Below are 14,220 nucleotides of genomic sequence, written 5' to 3'. Positions count from 1 at the left end.
CGGACCCGGTCAGCCGTTGAGCCGCAGCCCGGAGCAGCCGCGCCGCCGCACCTGGTCCTCGGCGAAGGCCTGCAGCAGCCGGCGCTTCTCCCGCCGCTCGGCGGCCGGGACGTTCTCGTTGTCCACGTCGACGGCGAAGTTGGCGGCCTCGCCGTCGCATCGGGCGCTCGCGGTCAGGCTGCGGAGCCCGCCGGATTGCGAGACCAGGCGGTTGCTCCAGTCGCCGTACCAGGCGGCGAACAACATGCTCTTCTCGTCCCCGGAGTTGGCGTCGCCGCTCGTGAGATCGCAACGCCCGGCCGGTGCGGCGTCGTTCATCAGCACCTCCACGCTCCACGCGGAGGCCTGGGGCAGTCCCGAGCGGGCCACCCAGCCGCAGGCGGTGCCGGCGGCGCTGGTGACCGGGACCGCCTGCGGTTCGTTCTCGGGGCCCGCCGGTGCGCTGTCGCCCGCCGGCACCGTCAGCGGCTGCGCGCCGCAACCGAGGTGGTCCGAGGCGGAGTTGACCAGCGGGACGACGGTTTCGTACGCGGCATGCGTGGTGCGCGCGGTGGCGTCGCCGAGGACGGTGTCCACCAGCAGCCTGCGCGGCCGGCCCTCGGCGTCCTTGCCCAGGTCCGGGCAGCGCAGCAGGAAATGGAGGTCGCCGAAACTGTCCTGGAACCCGGGCAGGCCCCGCGGTAGCGCCCGCAGCCTGGGGAATCCCTTCTCCGGGAAGTCGAACAGGAACTCGCTGTCCTGATCGTCCCGCCGGGTGTAGGCGGCCATCCGCACCACCAGCGTGTAGTCCCCGTGGCCCTCGAAGCGCAGGCTGCAGCCGTAGTCGCCGAGTTCGCGGTGGGACGTCGTCTCCGCCTTCGTGAAGTGGCCGCCGCCCTTTGCGAGTTGACGCACCGGACCGGAGGGCAGCACCCCGTCGCAGGCCGTGCGCACCAGCCACCAGTCCTTGACGTACGGAGCGGCGAACCAGCCGCCCAGAGCCAGGACGGCCAGCACCGCCACCGTCACCTTCATCCAGCGCCGCATCGCTCCGCCCCCGTAGCCGCACGCGTCCCCGGAGAGCCATGGGGCTCTACCGTTACGAACGCGAACCCTACCGGCCGGTGCGCGCCGACCGGTTGCGGGGTGCCGGGCCGCGGGGTGTCAGTGCGCCTCGGCCGCGCGCAGCTGCTCCACCGTCGGCGCCGTACCGCCCAGGTGGGAGGGCAGCCACCAGAAGTCCTCCGGGCCCTTGGGGAGACCGGGGTAGGCGCGCTGGGCCGCCTCCAGGAGCTCCTGGACGCGCTCGCGCAGCCGGCGGGTGATCGCGCCGGCGTACTGGTCGCGAGGGGCCTCGACCGGCTCGCCCACGCGGATGGTGATCGGCAGGTGGCTGCGCTTGAAGTTGCGCGGGTGCCCCTTGGTCCACAGCCGCTGCGTGCCCCACACCGCCATCGGGATGAGCGGCACGCCCGCCTCCTGGGCCAGGCGGGCCGCACCCGACTTGAAGCTCTTCAGGGTGAACGACTGCGAGATCGTGGCCTCCGGGAACACCCCGACGACCTCGCCGGAGCGCAGCGAGTCCAGCGCGTGGGCGTAGGCCGCCTCGCCCTGCTTGCGGTCCACCGGGATGTGCTTCATGCCGCGCATCAGCGGCCCGGACACCTTGTGCCGGAAGACGGACTCCTTCGCCATGAAGCGCACCAGACGCTTCTGCGGGAGGGCCGCCAGGCCGTCGAAGATGAAGTCCAGGTAGCTGATGTGATTGCTCACCAGGACGGCGCCGCCCGAGCGCGGGATGTTCTGCGACCCCTGGCAGTCGATCTTCAGGTCCCAGACCTTGAACATCGTCTTGGTGAAAGCGACGACGGGGCGGTAGACCAGCTCTGCCATGGGCGGGACGGACCCTTTCTGCTCTGCTCGGGAAAGGGGCTCCCGGCGGGAAAGTTACGCAGCCGTAGGTTTACGGCGTCTCGCAGATCGTGCCCGAAGAATGGACAGGTGGCCAGTCCTGGTGCCCCGCGGCGGCGAGATCCTCGTCACGTCGGCCTAAATTCCGCCAGTGATCTTTAGGCCGCCTTTACAGCGCGCGGAATCATTTCGGACTCGTGAATCCTTGTGATGAACCGGAGTGCTGTGATGAAACCGGAGCGCTGCACAGGGAGTAGCGCCGGACACGGAGCGGAGCGGGAGAGTGCGGGTGCGCGGGCACGACGACGACAGGCGGTTCGGGGCGGCCGAGCTGGGCGTTGAACTGGGCGAGCGGGCTACCCTCGTGCAGTTCTCCAGCGCGTTCTGCGCCCCCTGCCGGGCCACCCGGCGCACCCTCGGCGAGGTGGCCGGAATGGTCCCCGGCGTCGCGCACGTCGAGATCGACGCCGAGGCCCACCTCGACCTCGTACGCGAGCTGGAGATCCTGAAGACGCCCACCGTGCTGGTCCTCGACGCGGTCGGCCGGGTGGTGCGCCGCGCCACCGGACAGCCGCGCAAGGCCGATGTCATCGCGGCGCTGGGGGAGGCGGTGTGAGGGAGTCTCAGGAGGCCGTGAGGTATCTCCCGGTCCCCTGAGCGACCTTGACTGCACCCGCCATCTTTCGCCAGCCTGACCCAATGCCGATCGAACTCCTTCTCTTCGGGCGGGTCCACGTCGACCTGGTCCGCACCGCGAGCGCGCGGTGTCCGGGGTGCTGACCCCCACCGACCCCGCTCACCACCCCTTGCAGAAGGACACCCCCGTGACGGCCACGCCCGCCCTCGGCGCCTACCAGCTCGCCTCGCCCGACCTCTTGCGCTCCGCCTTCCGCCGGCACGCCGCCGGGGTCGCGGTGATCACCGCCCGCGGCGACCGGGGTCCGGTCGGCTTCACAGCCACCTCCCTGACCTCGGTCTCCGTCGAGCCCCCACTCCTCTCCTTCGGCATCAGCACGAGCGCCTCCAGCTGGCCCGCGATCGCCGAGGCGGAGCACGTCGGCGTCCACATACTCGGCGAGCACCAGAGCGAGCTGGCCGCCACCTTCGCCCGCAGCGGCGCCGACCGCTTCGGCGCGCCCACCGCCTGGCACGAGGGCCCGGAAGGCGTACCCGTCCTGGACGACGTACTGGCCTGGCTGGTCTGCCGGATCGTCGGCCGCGTCCCGGCCGGTGACCACCGGATCGTGCTGGCCGAACTGGTCCTCGGCGACCCGACGGGCGCCGGCCGCCCCCTCCTCTATCACCAGGGCCGCTTCAACAGCCTGCGGGATTGATCACGCCCGCCCGCCTCTGCGAAGCCGTCGAGTTCCGGTTACGCTGCGTTGCGAAGGTCACAGTTCAAAGCGCTTGCTTAGCGGGCATGAACTGGGTGTACTGACGAGTAATATTTCGGTCGGAGCGCGCGGACGCCCCAGATCGGGATCGGCCGCTTCAGGCGCCTATGCTGCCTGCAAGAGGCAGCCAGGAAATGACGATGCAGTAGGAGAGCCGGCGTGAGCTTGAGGATCGTTGTCACTGTGAAGTACGTGCCCGACGCCACTGGCGATCGGCACTTCGCCGATGACCTGACCGTCGACCGTGACGACGTGGACGGTCTGCTCTCCGAGCTGGATGAGTACGCGGTCGAGCAGGCGCTGCAGATCGCCGAGAACTCGGACGACGACGTCGAGGTCACCGTCCTGACGGTCGGCCCGGAGGACGCGAAGGACGCGCTGCGCAAGGCGCTGTCCATGGGTGCCGACAAGGCCATTCACGTCGAGGACGACGACCTGCACGGCACGGACGTCATCGGCACCTCGCTGGTGCTGGCCAAGGCCATCGAGAAGGCCGGTTTCGACCTGGTCGTCTCCGGCATGGCCTCCACCGACGGCACCGCCGGTGTGGTCCCCGCGCTGGTCGCCGAGCGTCTCGGTGTCCCGCAGGTCACCCTGCTGTCCGAGGTCTCCGTCGAGGACGGCACGGTCAAGGGCCGCCGCGACGGCGACGCCGCGAGCGAGCAGCTCGAGGCGCAGCTCCCCGCCGTGGTCTCCGTGACCGACCAGTCGGGCGAGGCCCGTTACCCGTCCTTCAAGGGCATCATGGCGGCCAAGAAGAAGCCGGTGGAGTCCTGGGACCTGGAGGACCTGGAGATCGACGCCGAAGAGGTCGGTCTGGACGGCGCGCTCACCAAGGTCGAGGACGCGGCCCCGCGTCCGGCCCGCACGGCCGGCACCATCGTCAAGGACGAGGGCGAGGGCGGCAAGCAGCTCGCTGAGTTCCTCGCGAGCCAGAAGTTCATCTAAGGGCTCGCCCCCGCTGACCGCCCCTCAACTTCGTTACGCAGGAGAGCAATCCCATGGCTGAAGTCCTCGTCTACGTCGACCACGTGGACGGTGCCGTCCGCAAGCCCACCCTGGAGCTGCTGACCCTGGCCCGCCGCCTCGGCGAGCCGGTCGCCGTCGCGCTGGGCAACGGCGCCGCCGACACCGCCGCGACCCTCGCCGAGCACGGCGCGGTCAAGGTCCTCACCCACGAGGCGTCCGAGTACGCCGACTACCTGGTCGTCCCGAAGGTCGACGCCCTCCAGGCCGCCGTCGAGGCCGTCTCCCCGGCCGCCGTGCTGGTCCCGTCCTCCGCCGAGGGCAAGGAGATCGCCGCCCGTCTGGCGCTGCGCATCGGCTCGGGCATCATCACCGACGCCGTCGACCTCGAGGCCGGCGACGAGGGCCCGGTGGCCACCCAGTCGGTGTTCGCCGCGTCCTTCACCACCAAGTCCCGTGTCATCAAGGGCACCCCGGTCATCACGGTCAAGCCGAACTCGGCCGCCGTCGAGGCCGCCCCGGCCGCCGGTGCGGTCGAGGCCCTCGCCGTGACCTTCTCCGACAAGGCGACCGGCACCAAGGTCACCGCCCGCACGCCGCGTGAGTCGACCGGCCGCCCGGAGCTGACCGAGGCCGCGATCGTGGTCTCCGGTGGCCGTGGCGTCAACGGTGCCGAGAACTTCGCGATCATCGAGGCCCTCGCCGACTCCCTCGGTGCGGCCGTCGGCGCCTCGCGTGCCGCGGTGGACGCGGGCTGGTACCCGCACACCAACCAGGTCGGCCAGACCGGTAAGTCGGTCTCGCCGCAGCTGTACATCGCCAACGGCATCTCCGGCGCCATCCAGCACCGCGCCGGTATGCAGACCTCGAAGACCATCGTGGCCGTCAACAAGGACGCCGAGGCCCCGATCTTCGAGCTGGTCGACTACGGCATCGTCGGCGACCTGTTCGACGTCGTCCCGCAGCTGACCGAGGAGATCAACGCCCGCAAGGGCTGACCCCCTCCGCGCCCCTCCATGGCGTACGAGGCCCCCGTGACCGACGCGGTCACGGGGGCCTCGGTGCATTCTGATGGCATCCCGGTGGGTGTTGACCTGCGGGAACCACCCCGGATAACTTCATTCTACGGATTGTTGATTCCGCACAGTGGAAAATTGGAGGGTGTGGGATGGGTCAGCAGGAGAAGGTGGCGACAAGCCTCGCGGGCGCCGTGAGTGAGGAGATCAGTGCCTCCCTCGCGCCGGTCGACGCGGAACTGGAGCGCCGCTACCCCGGCGACCCCGGCACCAGGCAGCCCGTCCACACCGTGTACGTACCCGGGGACGTCTTCGCCGCCGACACCATCCGCTCCTGGGGCGACCAGGCCCTCGCGTCCCTCGACGAACACGCCCCGGACGCCGCCTCCTTCGCGGCCGTCCTCGGCCTGTCCGACGACCTCGCCGAGCCCGTGTACTCCCGGGTGCGCGCCAAGCTGGAGCGCGAGCCGATCGAAGACCTGCGCGTCGACTTCGAGGACGGCTACGGTCCCCGTCCCGACGCCGAGGAGGACGCGGCGGCGGCCCGCGCGGCCCGCCTGATCGCCGAGGCCTACGCGAACGGCACGGCGGCCCCGTACATGGGCATCCGCATGAAGTGCATGGAGGCCGCGGTCCGCGACCGGGGCATCCGCACCCTGGACGTCTTCCTCACCGGCCTGATGGACGCCGGCGGCCTGCCCGAGGGGCTGGTGCTGACCCTGCCGAAGGTGACGTACCCCGAGCAGGTGAGCGCCTTCGTGCGGCTCCTGGAGGCCTTCGAGAAGGCCCACGGGCTCGACGCCGGCCGGCTCGGCTTCGAGATCCAGATCGAGACCAGCCAGTCGATCCTCGCCACCGACGGCACCGCCGCCGTCGCCCGGATGATCCAGGCCGCCGAGGGCCGCGCCACCGGGCTGCACTACGGCACCTTCGACTACAGCGCCTGCCTCGGCGTCTCCGCCGCCTACCAGGCCAGCGACCACCCCGCCGCCGACCACGCCAAGGCGGTCATGCAGGTCGCCGCCGCGGGCACAGGCGTCCGCGTCTCGGACGGCTCCACCAACGTCCTGCCCGTCGGCCCGACCGAGAAGGTCCACGCCGCCTGGCGGCTGCACTACGGCCTCACCCGCCGCGCCCTGGCCCGCGCCTACTACCAGGGCTGGGACATGCACCCGGGCCACATCCCGACCCGCTACGCCGCCGTATTCGCCTTCTACCGCGAGGGCTTCGAGCAGGCCGCGGGCCGCCTCGCCCGCTACGCCAACCGCGCGGGCGGCGACGTCATGGACGAGCCCGCCACCGCCAAGGCGCTCAGCGGCTACCTGCTGCGCGGCCTGGACTGCGGCGCCCTCGACATCGCCGAGGTCGCCCGGCTGTCCGGCCTGACCCGCGCCGGCCTGGAGGGCTTCGCGGCACCCCGGCGCGGCGACCTGACGGCCTCGGCGAAGTAGCGGCGTCCGACGACGGGACGAGCCGCCCCCGGTGCCCGCAGAGGAGGGCGCCGGGGGCGGCTGCGCGTCCGGGCAGCGGCCACTGCGGTGGCGTCCGGTCCCGGCCGGGGCCGCAGGCGGCTGACCGGATGAACCTCCGGGCGACATCGCTCCCGCGACCCCGCGCTCGACGGTACGACGCGATCAGGCGCTGATCATGGGGCACATTCCCCCCACAGAAGGGCTGACATCCCCGATGCGCCGTTCCCTGCTCGTCGCCTGTACCGCGGCGACCGCTCTTCTCGCCCCCCTTCCCCTGGCCATGGCCACACCGCCCGCAGGCGGCGGCTCGGACGAGCCCTGGGTGGTGCGCACCGCCGTACTGCGCGCCGACGCCAAGGAGTTCGCGTCCCTGTGCCGTACGCAAAAGGAAGGCGTGCCGGAGCACCGTACGTTCCGGCTCTTCCCCCGCACCCGAGGCATCACCGCGATGCGGGACTACTACCACAAGGACGCGGACGGCACCGTCTACTGGGACGGGCACGACCCGAAGCAGCCCGAGGACACGGTGTCCTTGTCCATCATCGGAGCCTGTACGCGCGGCGGCGGCCACGTCACCCTCGACGGCGTCATCGAGGTCGGCACCAAGGACTACGTGTTCACCCCTCTGCCCAAGCGTCCGGGCGAGTACCGCCTGCAGGAGATCGACACGCTGAAGCTGCCGCCGAGTGGAGAGCCCGGCGACACCGTGACCCTGCCCGATCGAGCCGGCCGTCCCGGGCACGCGGAGAAGACGGCCAGGGCCGACAACAACAACCCGGTCGCGATCGACGTCCTCGTCCCCTACACCCCCGCGGCCGTCACCGAGCTCGGCGGGGTGCCGGAGGTGCAGGCCCGGATCCGCTACGGAGTGAGCCAGCTCAACAAGGCTTTCGCCACCAGCCATGTGCCGGCCAGCGTGCACGTCGTCCACTCGTACCAGACGTCGCCGTCCGGCGTCGCCAACGAGGACGCCGGCACCGTGCTCGACAAGCTCAACAAGAGAGCGGACCTGACGCTCGGCGCCCCGGCCCACGCGTTCCGGGATGACTACGGCGCCGACCTGGTGGCCCTGCTCGCCTCCATCCCCGCCGAGAACAGCTCCGGCTCGGCTGATCTGCCGATTCCCGTGACCTCGGGGACCAGCGAGAGCGCCTACTCGGTCACGAGCGTCCTGTCGGTGAAGGACTGGGACAACCTGGGCCACGAGATCGGCCACAACCTGGGCATGCGGCACGACCGGAAGACCGTGATGAACAACGGGGAGACGCCGCCGGGCCCGAACGACACCAACTTCGGCTGGATCACGTCCGACAACAAGTTCCACACGCTGATGGCCTACAACACGCCCTGCCTGCCCAGCTGCAAGGTCATCAACCAGTACTCCAACACCGTCAATACGACGACCGACGGCAAGGCCCTCGGTGACGCGAAGAACAACAATGCCGGCATCGCCCAGCTGGCCACCCCGCTCGTGTCCGCCTACCGCGCCACGAAGGCGACCAACCGGCACACCCTGACGATGTCCGTCTCCCCGGCAGGCGGCGGCACCATCACGGTCAGCGAGTTCGGCCCCTACGACCCCGGCACGCAGGTGACCCTGACCGCCCACCCGGCGGCCGGCTACGTGTTCGCGGGCTGGGAGGTCGACGGCGTGAAGCAGACCGACGCCACGGCCGAGTACCAGATCACCATGGACAAGAACCGCAGCGTCGTCGCGCTCTTCACCAAGACTCCTTGAGCTCACGCCCCGGGCCGGGGCGCCGACGCCTGCCCCCGGCGCCGGGCGGGGTATGCGGCCGGCCGTGTGCGTACGGCTCCAGCCCCGACTCCGTCACCCACGCGTGCTCCGCGAAGAGCCGGGTGCCCCGAGCGCACAGCCCGGCATCAGCGCGGGCCCGCGCGCAGAACTCCTCGGGAGTCACACCGAACAGCTTCCTCAACGGAGCCGATTTCATGAGGAGTTCGGACAGCAATGCGTGCTGGCCGGGATGCGGGCGCGGCACGCCGGCGCCGTTGTGCAGCACCCCGTGCCGGTTGACGTACGCGTACGCGCCGGGGAGCGCCGAGCCGTCCGGCAGCCCGATCCGCACGTCCGGCGCGGGCAGCCAGGCCCGCCAGAAGTTCACCTCGCTGGCGTCGATCACGGCCAGTTGCCGCGCGTCCAGCCAGATGAGGAACAACTCCCCTAATGAACGCGGGGACTTGACCGGCGAGGCCGAGACATAGCCCATGCGGCTGACGTGCGCGGAGACGCCCACGTCGATCCCGGTCACCCGCGCCTGCACCATGGGAATGGGGGAGTCGATCCCGAACTCGTCCAGCTTGTGCCGCAGTTGGCCGGGGCAGGCGTTGGAGCCGACGGCGAGGACCGGCACCCGGTCGTCGTACACCAGCCGCTCCAGCGGCAGCATCCGGTCGCCGTGCAGCAGGCCGGAGCCGGCGGGCCAGGCGCCCGGGTAGCTCAGCGGATGGTCGCGGGGTGCCTCGGCGAGGCCGAGTTCCTCCAGGGTGCGGCCGGCGTCGTCGGTCACGGGCGGCTCAGTCCGCGGGCGGCAGCTCGCCCGAGCCGCGGGTGACGAGCCGGGTCGGCAGCTCGATGCGCTCCGGCGCGACGAGGGTGCCGTCCAGCTGGCGGAAGAGCCGCTCGGCGGCGGTACGGCCGAGGGCTGCCGCGTCCTGGGCGACCACCGTCACGCCCGGCTGGAGCAGGTCGGCCAGCTCGATGTCGTCGAAGCCGACGAGGGCGACCCGGCGGGCCTGCTCGGCGAGCACCCGGATCACGGTGACCGTGACCCGGTTGTTGCCCGTGAAGACCGCGGTGACGGGGTCCGGGCCGGAGAGCATCTCCTCGGCCGCGCGGCGCACCCGCTCCGGATTCGTCGCCCCGAGGGACATCCAGCGCTCCTCGACCGCTATACCGGCGTCCTCCATGGCGGCCCGGTAGCCGCGCAGCCGTTCGGACGCGGTGTGGATGCGGGGCATGTCGCCGATGAAGCCGATCCGGCGGTGGCCGTGCGCGATCAGGTGGGCGACGCCGTCGCGGGCGCCGCCGTAGTTGTCGGACAGGACGACATCGGCGTCGATCTTCCCGGCCGGGCGGTCCACGAACACGGTCGCCACGCCCGCCCTGATCTCCGGCTCCAGATAGCGGTGGTCGTCCCCGGCCGGGATCACCACCAGCCCGTCCACGCGCCGCGCGCACAGGGCCAGCGATAGCTCCTGCTCGCGCTCCGGGTCCTCGGCGCTGGAGCCGTTGATCAGCAGGGCGCCGTGGGCGCGGGCCACCTCCTCGACGGCGCGGCTGAGGGGGCCGTAGAACGGGTCGGCGAGGTCCTCGAGGACCAGCCCGATGCTCGCCGTACGGCCCTTGCGCAGCACCCGTGCGCTGTCGTTGCGGCGGAAGCCGAGGGCGTCGATCGCCTCCTGCACCCGGCGCTCGGTGTCCGGGGTGACCCCGGCCTCGCCGTTCACCACGCGGGACACCGTCTTCAGGCCCACCCCGGCCCGGGCGGCCACGTCCTTCATGGTCGGACGGTTGCCGTAGCGGCTTCCGGGGAGGCGGTCTGCGCGGCGGGTGGTCTCGGGCACGAGCGGTGTCCTGTCCTGTCGTCCGTGGTGTCGGCCGGAATCGACCCGGGTGGTGCGTCGATCCTGGGCTTGTATGAGGATGTGGCGTCGAGCATAGGGCCTGGACAACGTTGTCAGATGCGGGAGACACTGTCCACCGCTGTCTCGGTCCCGCGCCCCCACCGCGACCGGCCTGCGGCGTTCTCTTGTTTCGCGCGTACTCACGGTTCAACGGGGAGATCTGACTCTGATGCACACCGACCTCGTGGCGGCCCTGGACATCGGCGGCACCAAGATCGCCGGCGCTCTGGTGGACGTCCACGGACGGATCCAGGCGCGGGCGCAGCGCCCGACGCCCGCGCGGCAGGACGGCGAAACGGTCATGCTGGCCGTCGAGGAGGTGCTCGGCGAACTCGCCGGGTCGCACCTGTGGGGACACGCCGGCTGCGTCGGGATCGGCAGCGCGGGCCCGGTGGACGCCTCGGCGGGCACCGTGAGCCCGGTCAACGTGCCGGGCTGGCGCGACTTCCCACTGGTCGAGCGGGTGCGCGCGGCCACCGGAGGGCTGCCGGTCTCGCTGATCGGCGACGGGGTGGCGATCACCGCCGCCGAGCACTGGCAGGGCGCCGCCCGCGGGCACGACAACGCGCTGTGCATGGTGGTCTCCACCGGCGTCGGCGGCGGCCTGGTCCTGAACGGGCGGCTGCACCCCGGCCCGACGGGCAACGCCGGGCACATCGGCCACATCAGCGTCGACCTCGACGGCGACCCGTGCCCCTGCGGCTCGCGCGGCTGCGTCGAGCGCATCGCCAGCGGCCCCAACATCGCCCGCCGGGCCCTGGAACAGGGCTGGCGGCCCGGTCCCGACGGCGACACCTCGGCCGCCGCGGTGGCCGCCGCCGCGCGCGCGGGCGATCCGGTCGCCGTGGCCTCCTTCGAGCGGGCCGCCCAGGCGCTGGCCGCCGGGATCGCGGCCACCGCGACCCTGGTCGAGATCGACATCGCGGTGATCGGCGGGGGCGTCGGCAAGGCCGGCGACATCCTCTTCACGCCGCTGCGCAAGACCCTCGCCGAGTACGCGACTCTGTCCTTCGTCCAGCGGCTGACGGTCGTGCCCGCGCAGACGGGCACGGACGCGGGCCTGGTGGGCGCGGCTGCGGCGGCCTTGCGCGCCGCTGCCCCAACATCCGTGTGAAAAGCGGCGGTTGACGCTCCATTCGGCGGTTGGCGTTCCGTTGGTCGGCGGTTGGAGCCGTTGGTCGGCGGTTGGAGCCGTCCCGGACGATCCCTCATGTGCGGCGAACGCTGCACATTGAGGGAGGGAACGGAACATGAACGCAGGCAGCATCGTGCGCCGGGCGGCCGTCGGGGCCGGCACGCTGGCCGGAGTCGCCACGCTGGTGCTGGGCGGCAGCGGGGTCGCCTCCGCCGAGACCGCGCGGTACACGGTCTGGAGCAACGGCTGCTCGGGCACCCTGATGACCCAGTACGTCTCGGGCGGCGGGGGCTGGCAGGTCCGGAACTACGTGAACAACAGCGGTGGCGGCACCACCTGTTCGGGCTGGATCGACTGGGCCTCGCAGGGTGACACCAACCACTTCGACGGTCTGCAGAACCGGATCTGGGTCGACCCGTGGAACACCCAGGAGTCCACCTACATCCCGGACAACGACCCGGCACTGGCCCGCGTCTGTGTGCAGGCCAACGGCGACAACACCGCGCGCTGCACCGCGTGGTGGTAGGCCACTGACGGCCACCGCGTGATCGTCGAGGGTGGTGAACCCCCGACGATCACGCGGTGACGTCGGTCAGGGCCCGCCGCTCAGCACGTGAGCTTCGCGTCAGCCCAGTCCGCGTGGTCGTAGTCGATGCCGTCGCCGCCGTCGGTGACGACGAGCCGGACGACCTGAGCTCCGGTCACGTCGGCCGACACGGCCTGGGCGGGCGTCGCGTGTGTGAGCACGCCGGACGAGGCGGCCGTCCTGCCGTCCGCCTGGATCTCGAAGGCGACGGAACCCCGGATGCCGGTCTCGTCGTCGAGGCCCACCCGGGCGGTGACCGTCGAGCACTTGCCGGCGGTGTAGAACTCGACGGCGCTCTCGGCATGGACGCCGAGCCCCTTGGTGTACCGGGCTCCGCCGAGGGTGATCGGATGCCCGTCGCCCGCGGCGCTCTCGCCGTTGCTGGTGTCACGCTCCACAGGCCCCCAGCCGTTGCTCGCCGACAGCCAGGGCAGGTCGCTCAGGTACGACGTCCCGGCGGGCGGCGACACCACGACGGACGCGGTCAGCGGCAGGGCGGCGGTGACGCGTTCGCCGGAGGGCGAGCGGTAACTCGCCTGGACCGTAAGGTCGTAGGAGCCGGGCGGAGTGCCCGCTGGAGCGGTCACGCGCCAGCCGGTGCGCAGGGTCGCGCCGGTCGCCAGGGCAGCGGCGGTGGTCGTCGAGGAGGCCTGCACGCTCCACCCGTCGGGGCCGGTCAGGGACACGGACACCCGGCGTGCGGTGGTGCGGCCGAGGTCGGTGGCCGTGGTGGTCAGCGTGGCCGGGGTGCCGGCCTCCACCAACGGGCGGCCGTCCAGACCGAGTTCGGCGGCAGGCGGGTGGCTGGCCCAGTGCGGGTCGGCCGAGGCGCGCAGCAGGACCGTGCCATGGGCGGGGACGGTCGCCGCGAGGGTGCCCGCGGTGTTGTATGTACGGTGCTGCCACAGGTCGCGCAGGGTGTACCCGGCGGCGTCGGGCAGGCCGACCGCGCCGGCGGTCGTGGCGATGCGCTGCGCGGTGCCGGACTCGTTGAACAGGGCGACCGCGCGACTGCCGTCCTTCATCTCCTTGGCGATCACCCAGCGTCCGCCCTCGTCGGAGACCACCGTGCCCTGCTTGCCGAGCGGGTCCTGGTCGACGCCGATGACCTCCTTGTTGCCGAGGATGCCGAAGGTCGCCTGGGACGCCTTGCGCAGGTCGGTGCCGATGAGCAGTGGTGCGGCCATGACCGACCAGAGGGAGAAGTGGGAGCGGTACTCGGTGTCCGTCATGCCACCGTTGCCGACCTCCAGCATGTCGGGGTCGTTCCAGTGGCCGGGGCCGGCGTACGGCGCGAGCGGGAGGTTCTGCTTCGTGATCGACAGCATCGACGACCAGTTGTCGCTGATGTCCCCGGTGGTGCGCCACAGATGGCCGACTTCCGACGCCCACTCCCAGGGCTTGTTCTCGCCCCATTCGCAGATGCTGTAGACGATCGGGCGGCCTGTTGCCTGAGATGCGGCCTTGAGCGCGTCACGCATGGTCTTGTAGCGCAACTGGGCGTCCACGCCCAGGTTGTTGCAGTTGTCGTACTTGAGGTAGTCCACGCCCCAGTCGGCGAACTGCCGTGCGTCGCTGTACTCGTGGCCCAGGGCGCCGGGAAAGCCCGCGTTGTTGCAGGTCTTGAAGCCGGCGCTGGTGTAGATGCCGAGCTTGAGGCCCTTGGCGTGGACGTAGTCCGCAACGGCCTTGATCCCGCCGGGGAAACGGACCGGGTCGGGTACGAGCTTCCCGTCGGCATCCCGGTTCGGCAGGGCCCAGCAGTCGTCGAGGTTGACGTACTGATAGCCCGCGTCCTTCAGGCCCTTGGACACGAAGAGGTCGGCGATGCCCTTGACCATGGCTTCGTTGAAGTCGGCCCGGCAGTGCGTGGAGTTCCAGTTGTTGAAGCCCATCGGCGGGGTGAGGGCGAGGCCGTCGGCCAGGGACGGGGCGACGGGACCGTGCGCGGGGGCCGCGACGGCGGGCGCGGCGAGGCCCGCCGCGCACAGCAGTGCGGCGGCGAGCGTGCCGATCACTCCTCGGCGGGTTGTGGTGGTGGTGCGGGTGTGAGGGTGACGCATCGTTGACGTTCCTCCGACTCGCGAGAGGTGAGAAGACGGCAGGGCCGCGC

At 71.4% G+C, this 14,220-nt stretch carries 14 protein-coding genes; 9 read left to right on the top strand and 5 right to left on the bottom strand.

Translation table 11 applies throughout. The annotated features are described in order from the left end of the window. Positions 1-9 precede the first annotated feature (9 nt). Positions 10-1,026: a hypothetical protein gene (locus ACWD35_RS24875; protein ID WP_451353491.1), complete on the bottom strand. Its 1,017-nt coding sequence runs from the start codon at positions 1,024-1,026 to the stop codon at positions 10-12. A gap of 117 nt (positions 1,027-1,143) precedes the next feature. Continuing rightward, positions 1,144-1,872, bottom strand: a complete 729-nt coding sequence (locus ACWD35_RS24870) for a lysophospholipid acyltransferase family protein (RefSeq protein WP_451353490.1) — start codon at positions 1,870-1,872, stop codon at positions 1,144-1,146. 301 nt (positions 1,873-2,173) lie between these two features. On the opposite strand from ACWD35_RS24870, the gene ACWD35_RS24865 reads away from it, so the two are divergent. The 7 genes from ACWD35_RS24865 to ACWD35_RS24835 all read left to right on the top strand — a co-directional run bounded on the left by ACWD35_RS24865 (position 2,174) and on the right by ACWD35_RS24835 (position 8,476). Next, positions 2,174-2,506, top strand: a complete 333-nt coding sequence (locus ACWD35_RS24865) for a thioredoxin family protein (RefSeq protein WP_451353489.1) — start codon at positions 2,174-2,176, stop codon at positions 2,504-2,506. 83 nt (positions 2,507-2,589) lie between these two features. Then, the gene (locus tag ACWD35_RS24860) at positions 2,590-2,670 is read left to right on the top strand and encodes a putative leader peptide (RefSeq protein WP_451353558.1); all 81 of its coding nucleotides are present in this window, start codon (positions 2,590-2,592) and stop codon (positions 2,668-2,670) included. Positions 2,671-2,714: 44 nt separating this feature from the next. Continuing rightward, positions 2,715-3,224 (top strand): flavin reductase family protein, encoded by a 510-nt coding sequence (locus tag ACWD35_RS24855; protein ID WP_451353557.1) that lies wholly within the window; start codon positions 2,715-2,717, stop codon positions 3,222-3,224. 219 nt (positions 3,225-3,443) lie between these two features. Beyond that, a complete protein-coding gene (locus tag ACWD35_RS24850; protein WP_451353488.1) occupies positions 3,444-4,232 on the top strand; it encodes an electron transfer flavoprotein subunit beta/FixA family protein in 789 nt (262 codons plus the stop codon). 53 nt (positions 4,233-4,285) lie between these two features. Next, positions 4,286-5,248 carry an electron transfer flavoprotein subunit alpha/FixB family protein gene (locus ACWD35_RS24845; protein WP_451353487.1) on the top strand — a complete coding sequence of 321 codons (963 nt, stop codon included), beginning with the start codon at positions 4,286-4,288 and terminating at the stop codon, positions 5,246-5,248. Between the two features lie 170 nt (positions 5,249-5,418). After that, entirely contained in the window at positions 5,419-6,717 is a 1,299-nt protein-coding gene (locus ACWD35_RS24840; protein WP_451353486.1) for a DUF6986 family protein, read from the top strand. A gap of 235 nt (positions 6,718-6,952) precedes the next feature. Beyond that, complete coding sequence (locus tag ACWD35_RS24835; protein WP_451353485.1) at positions 6,953-8,476, top strand: InlB B-repeat-containing protein; 1,524 nt, start codon at positions 6,953-6,955, stop codon at positions 8,474-8,476. On the opposite strand, the gene ACWD35_RS24830 is transcribed toward ACWD35_RS24835, so the two are convergent. Together ACWD35_RS24830 and ACWD35_RS24825 are read right to left on the bottom strand one after the other, a co-directional pair. Further along, positions 8,460-9,269: a hypothetical protein gene (locus ACWD35_RS24830; RefSeq protein ID WP_451353484.1), complete on the bottom strand. Its 810-nt coding sequence runs from the start codon at positions 9,267-9,269 to the stop codon at positions 8,460-8,462. The genes ACWD35_RS24835 and ACWD35_RS24830 overlap by 17 nt on opposite strands. A 7-nt stretch (positions 9,270-9,276) precedes the next feature. Further along, positions 9,277-10,326 (bottom strand): LacI family DNA-binding transcriptional regulator, encoded by a 1,050-nt coding sequence (locus tag ACWD35_RS24825; RefSeq protein WP_451353483.1) that lies wholly within the window; start codon positions 10,324-10,326, stop codon positions 9,277-9,279. Positions 10,327-10,555: 229 nt separating this feature from the next. Between ACWD35_RS24825 and ACWD35_RS24820 the strand changes: the two genes are divergently transcribed. Both ACWD35_RS24820 and ACWD35_RS24815 read left to right on the top strand, forming a co-directional pair. Beyond that, the gene (locus tag ACWD35_RS24820; RefSeq protein ID WP_451353482.1) at positions 10,556-11,500 is read left to right on the top strand and encodes an ROK family protein; all 945 of its coding nucleotides are present in this window, start codon (positions 10,556-10,558) and stop codon (positions 11,498-11,500) included. Positions 11,501-11,636: 136 nt separating this feature from the next. Further along, positions 11,637-12,047: a hypothetical protein gene (locus tag ACWD35_RS24815; RefSeq protein ID WP_451353481.1), complete on the top strand. Its 411-nt coding sequence runs from the start codon at positions 11,637-11,639 to the stop codon at positions 12,045-12,047. Between the two features lie 80 nt (positions 12,048-12,127). Here ACWD35_RS24815 and ACWD35_RS24810 read toward each other — a convergent pair whose 3' ends face one another. Further along, positions 12,128-14,170 (bottom strand): NPCBM/NEW2 domain-containing protein, encoded by a 2,043-nt coding sequence (locus tag ACWD35_RS24810; protein ID WP_451353480.1) that lies wholly within the window; start codon positions 14,168-14,170, stop codon positions 12,128-12,130. Positions 14,171-14,220: the final 50 nt, after the last annotated feature.

The organism is Streptomyces sp. NPDC002671, assembly GCF_053592475.1.
The sequence above is the reverse complement of the archived record's forward strand: the minus strand, read 5'-3'. Positions and strand labels throughout refer to the sequence as shown.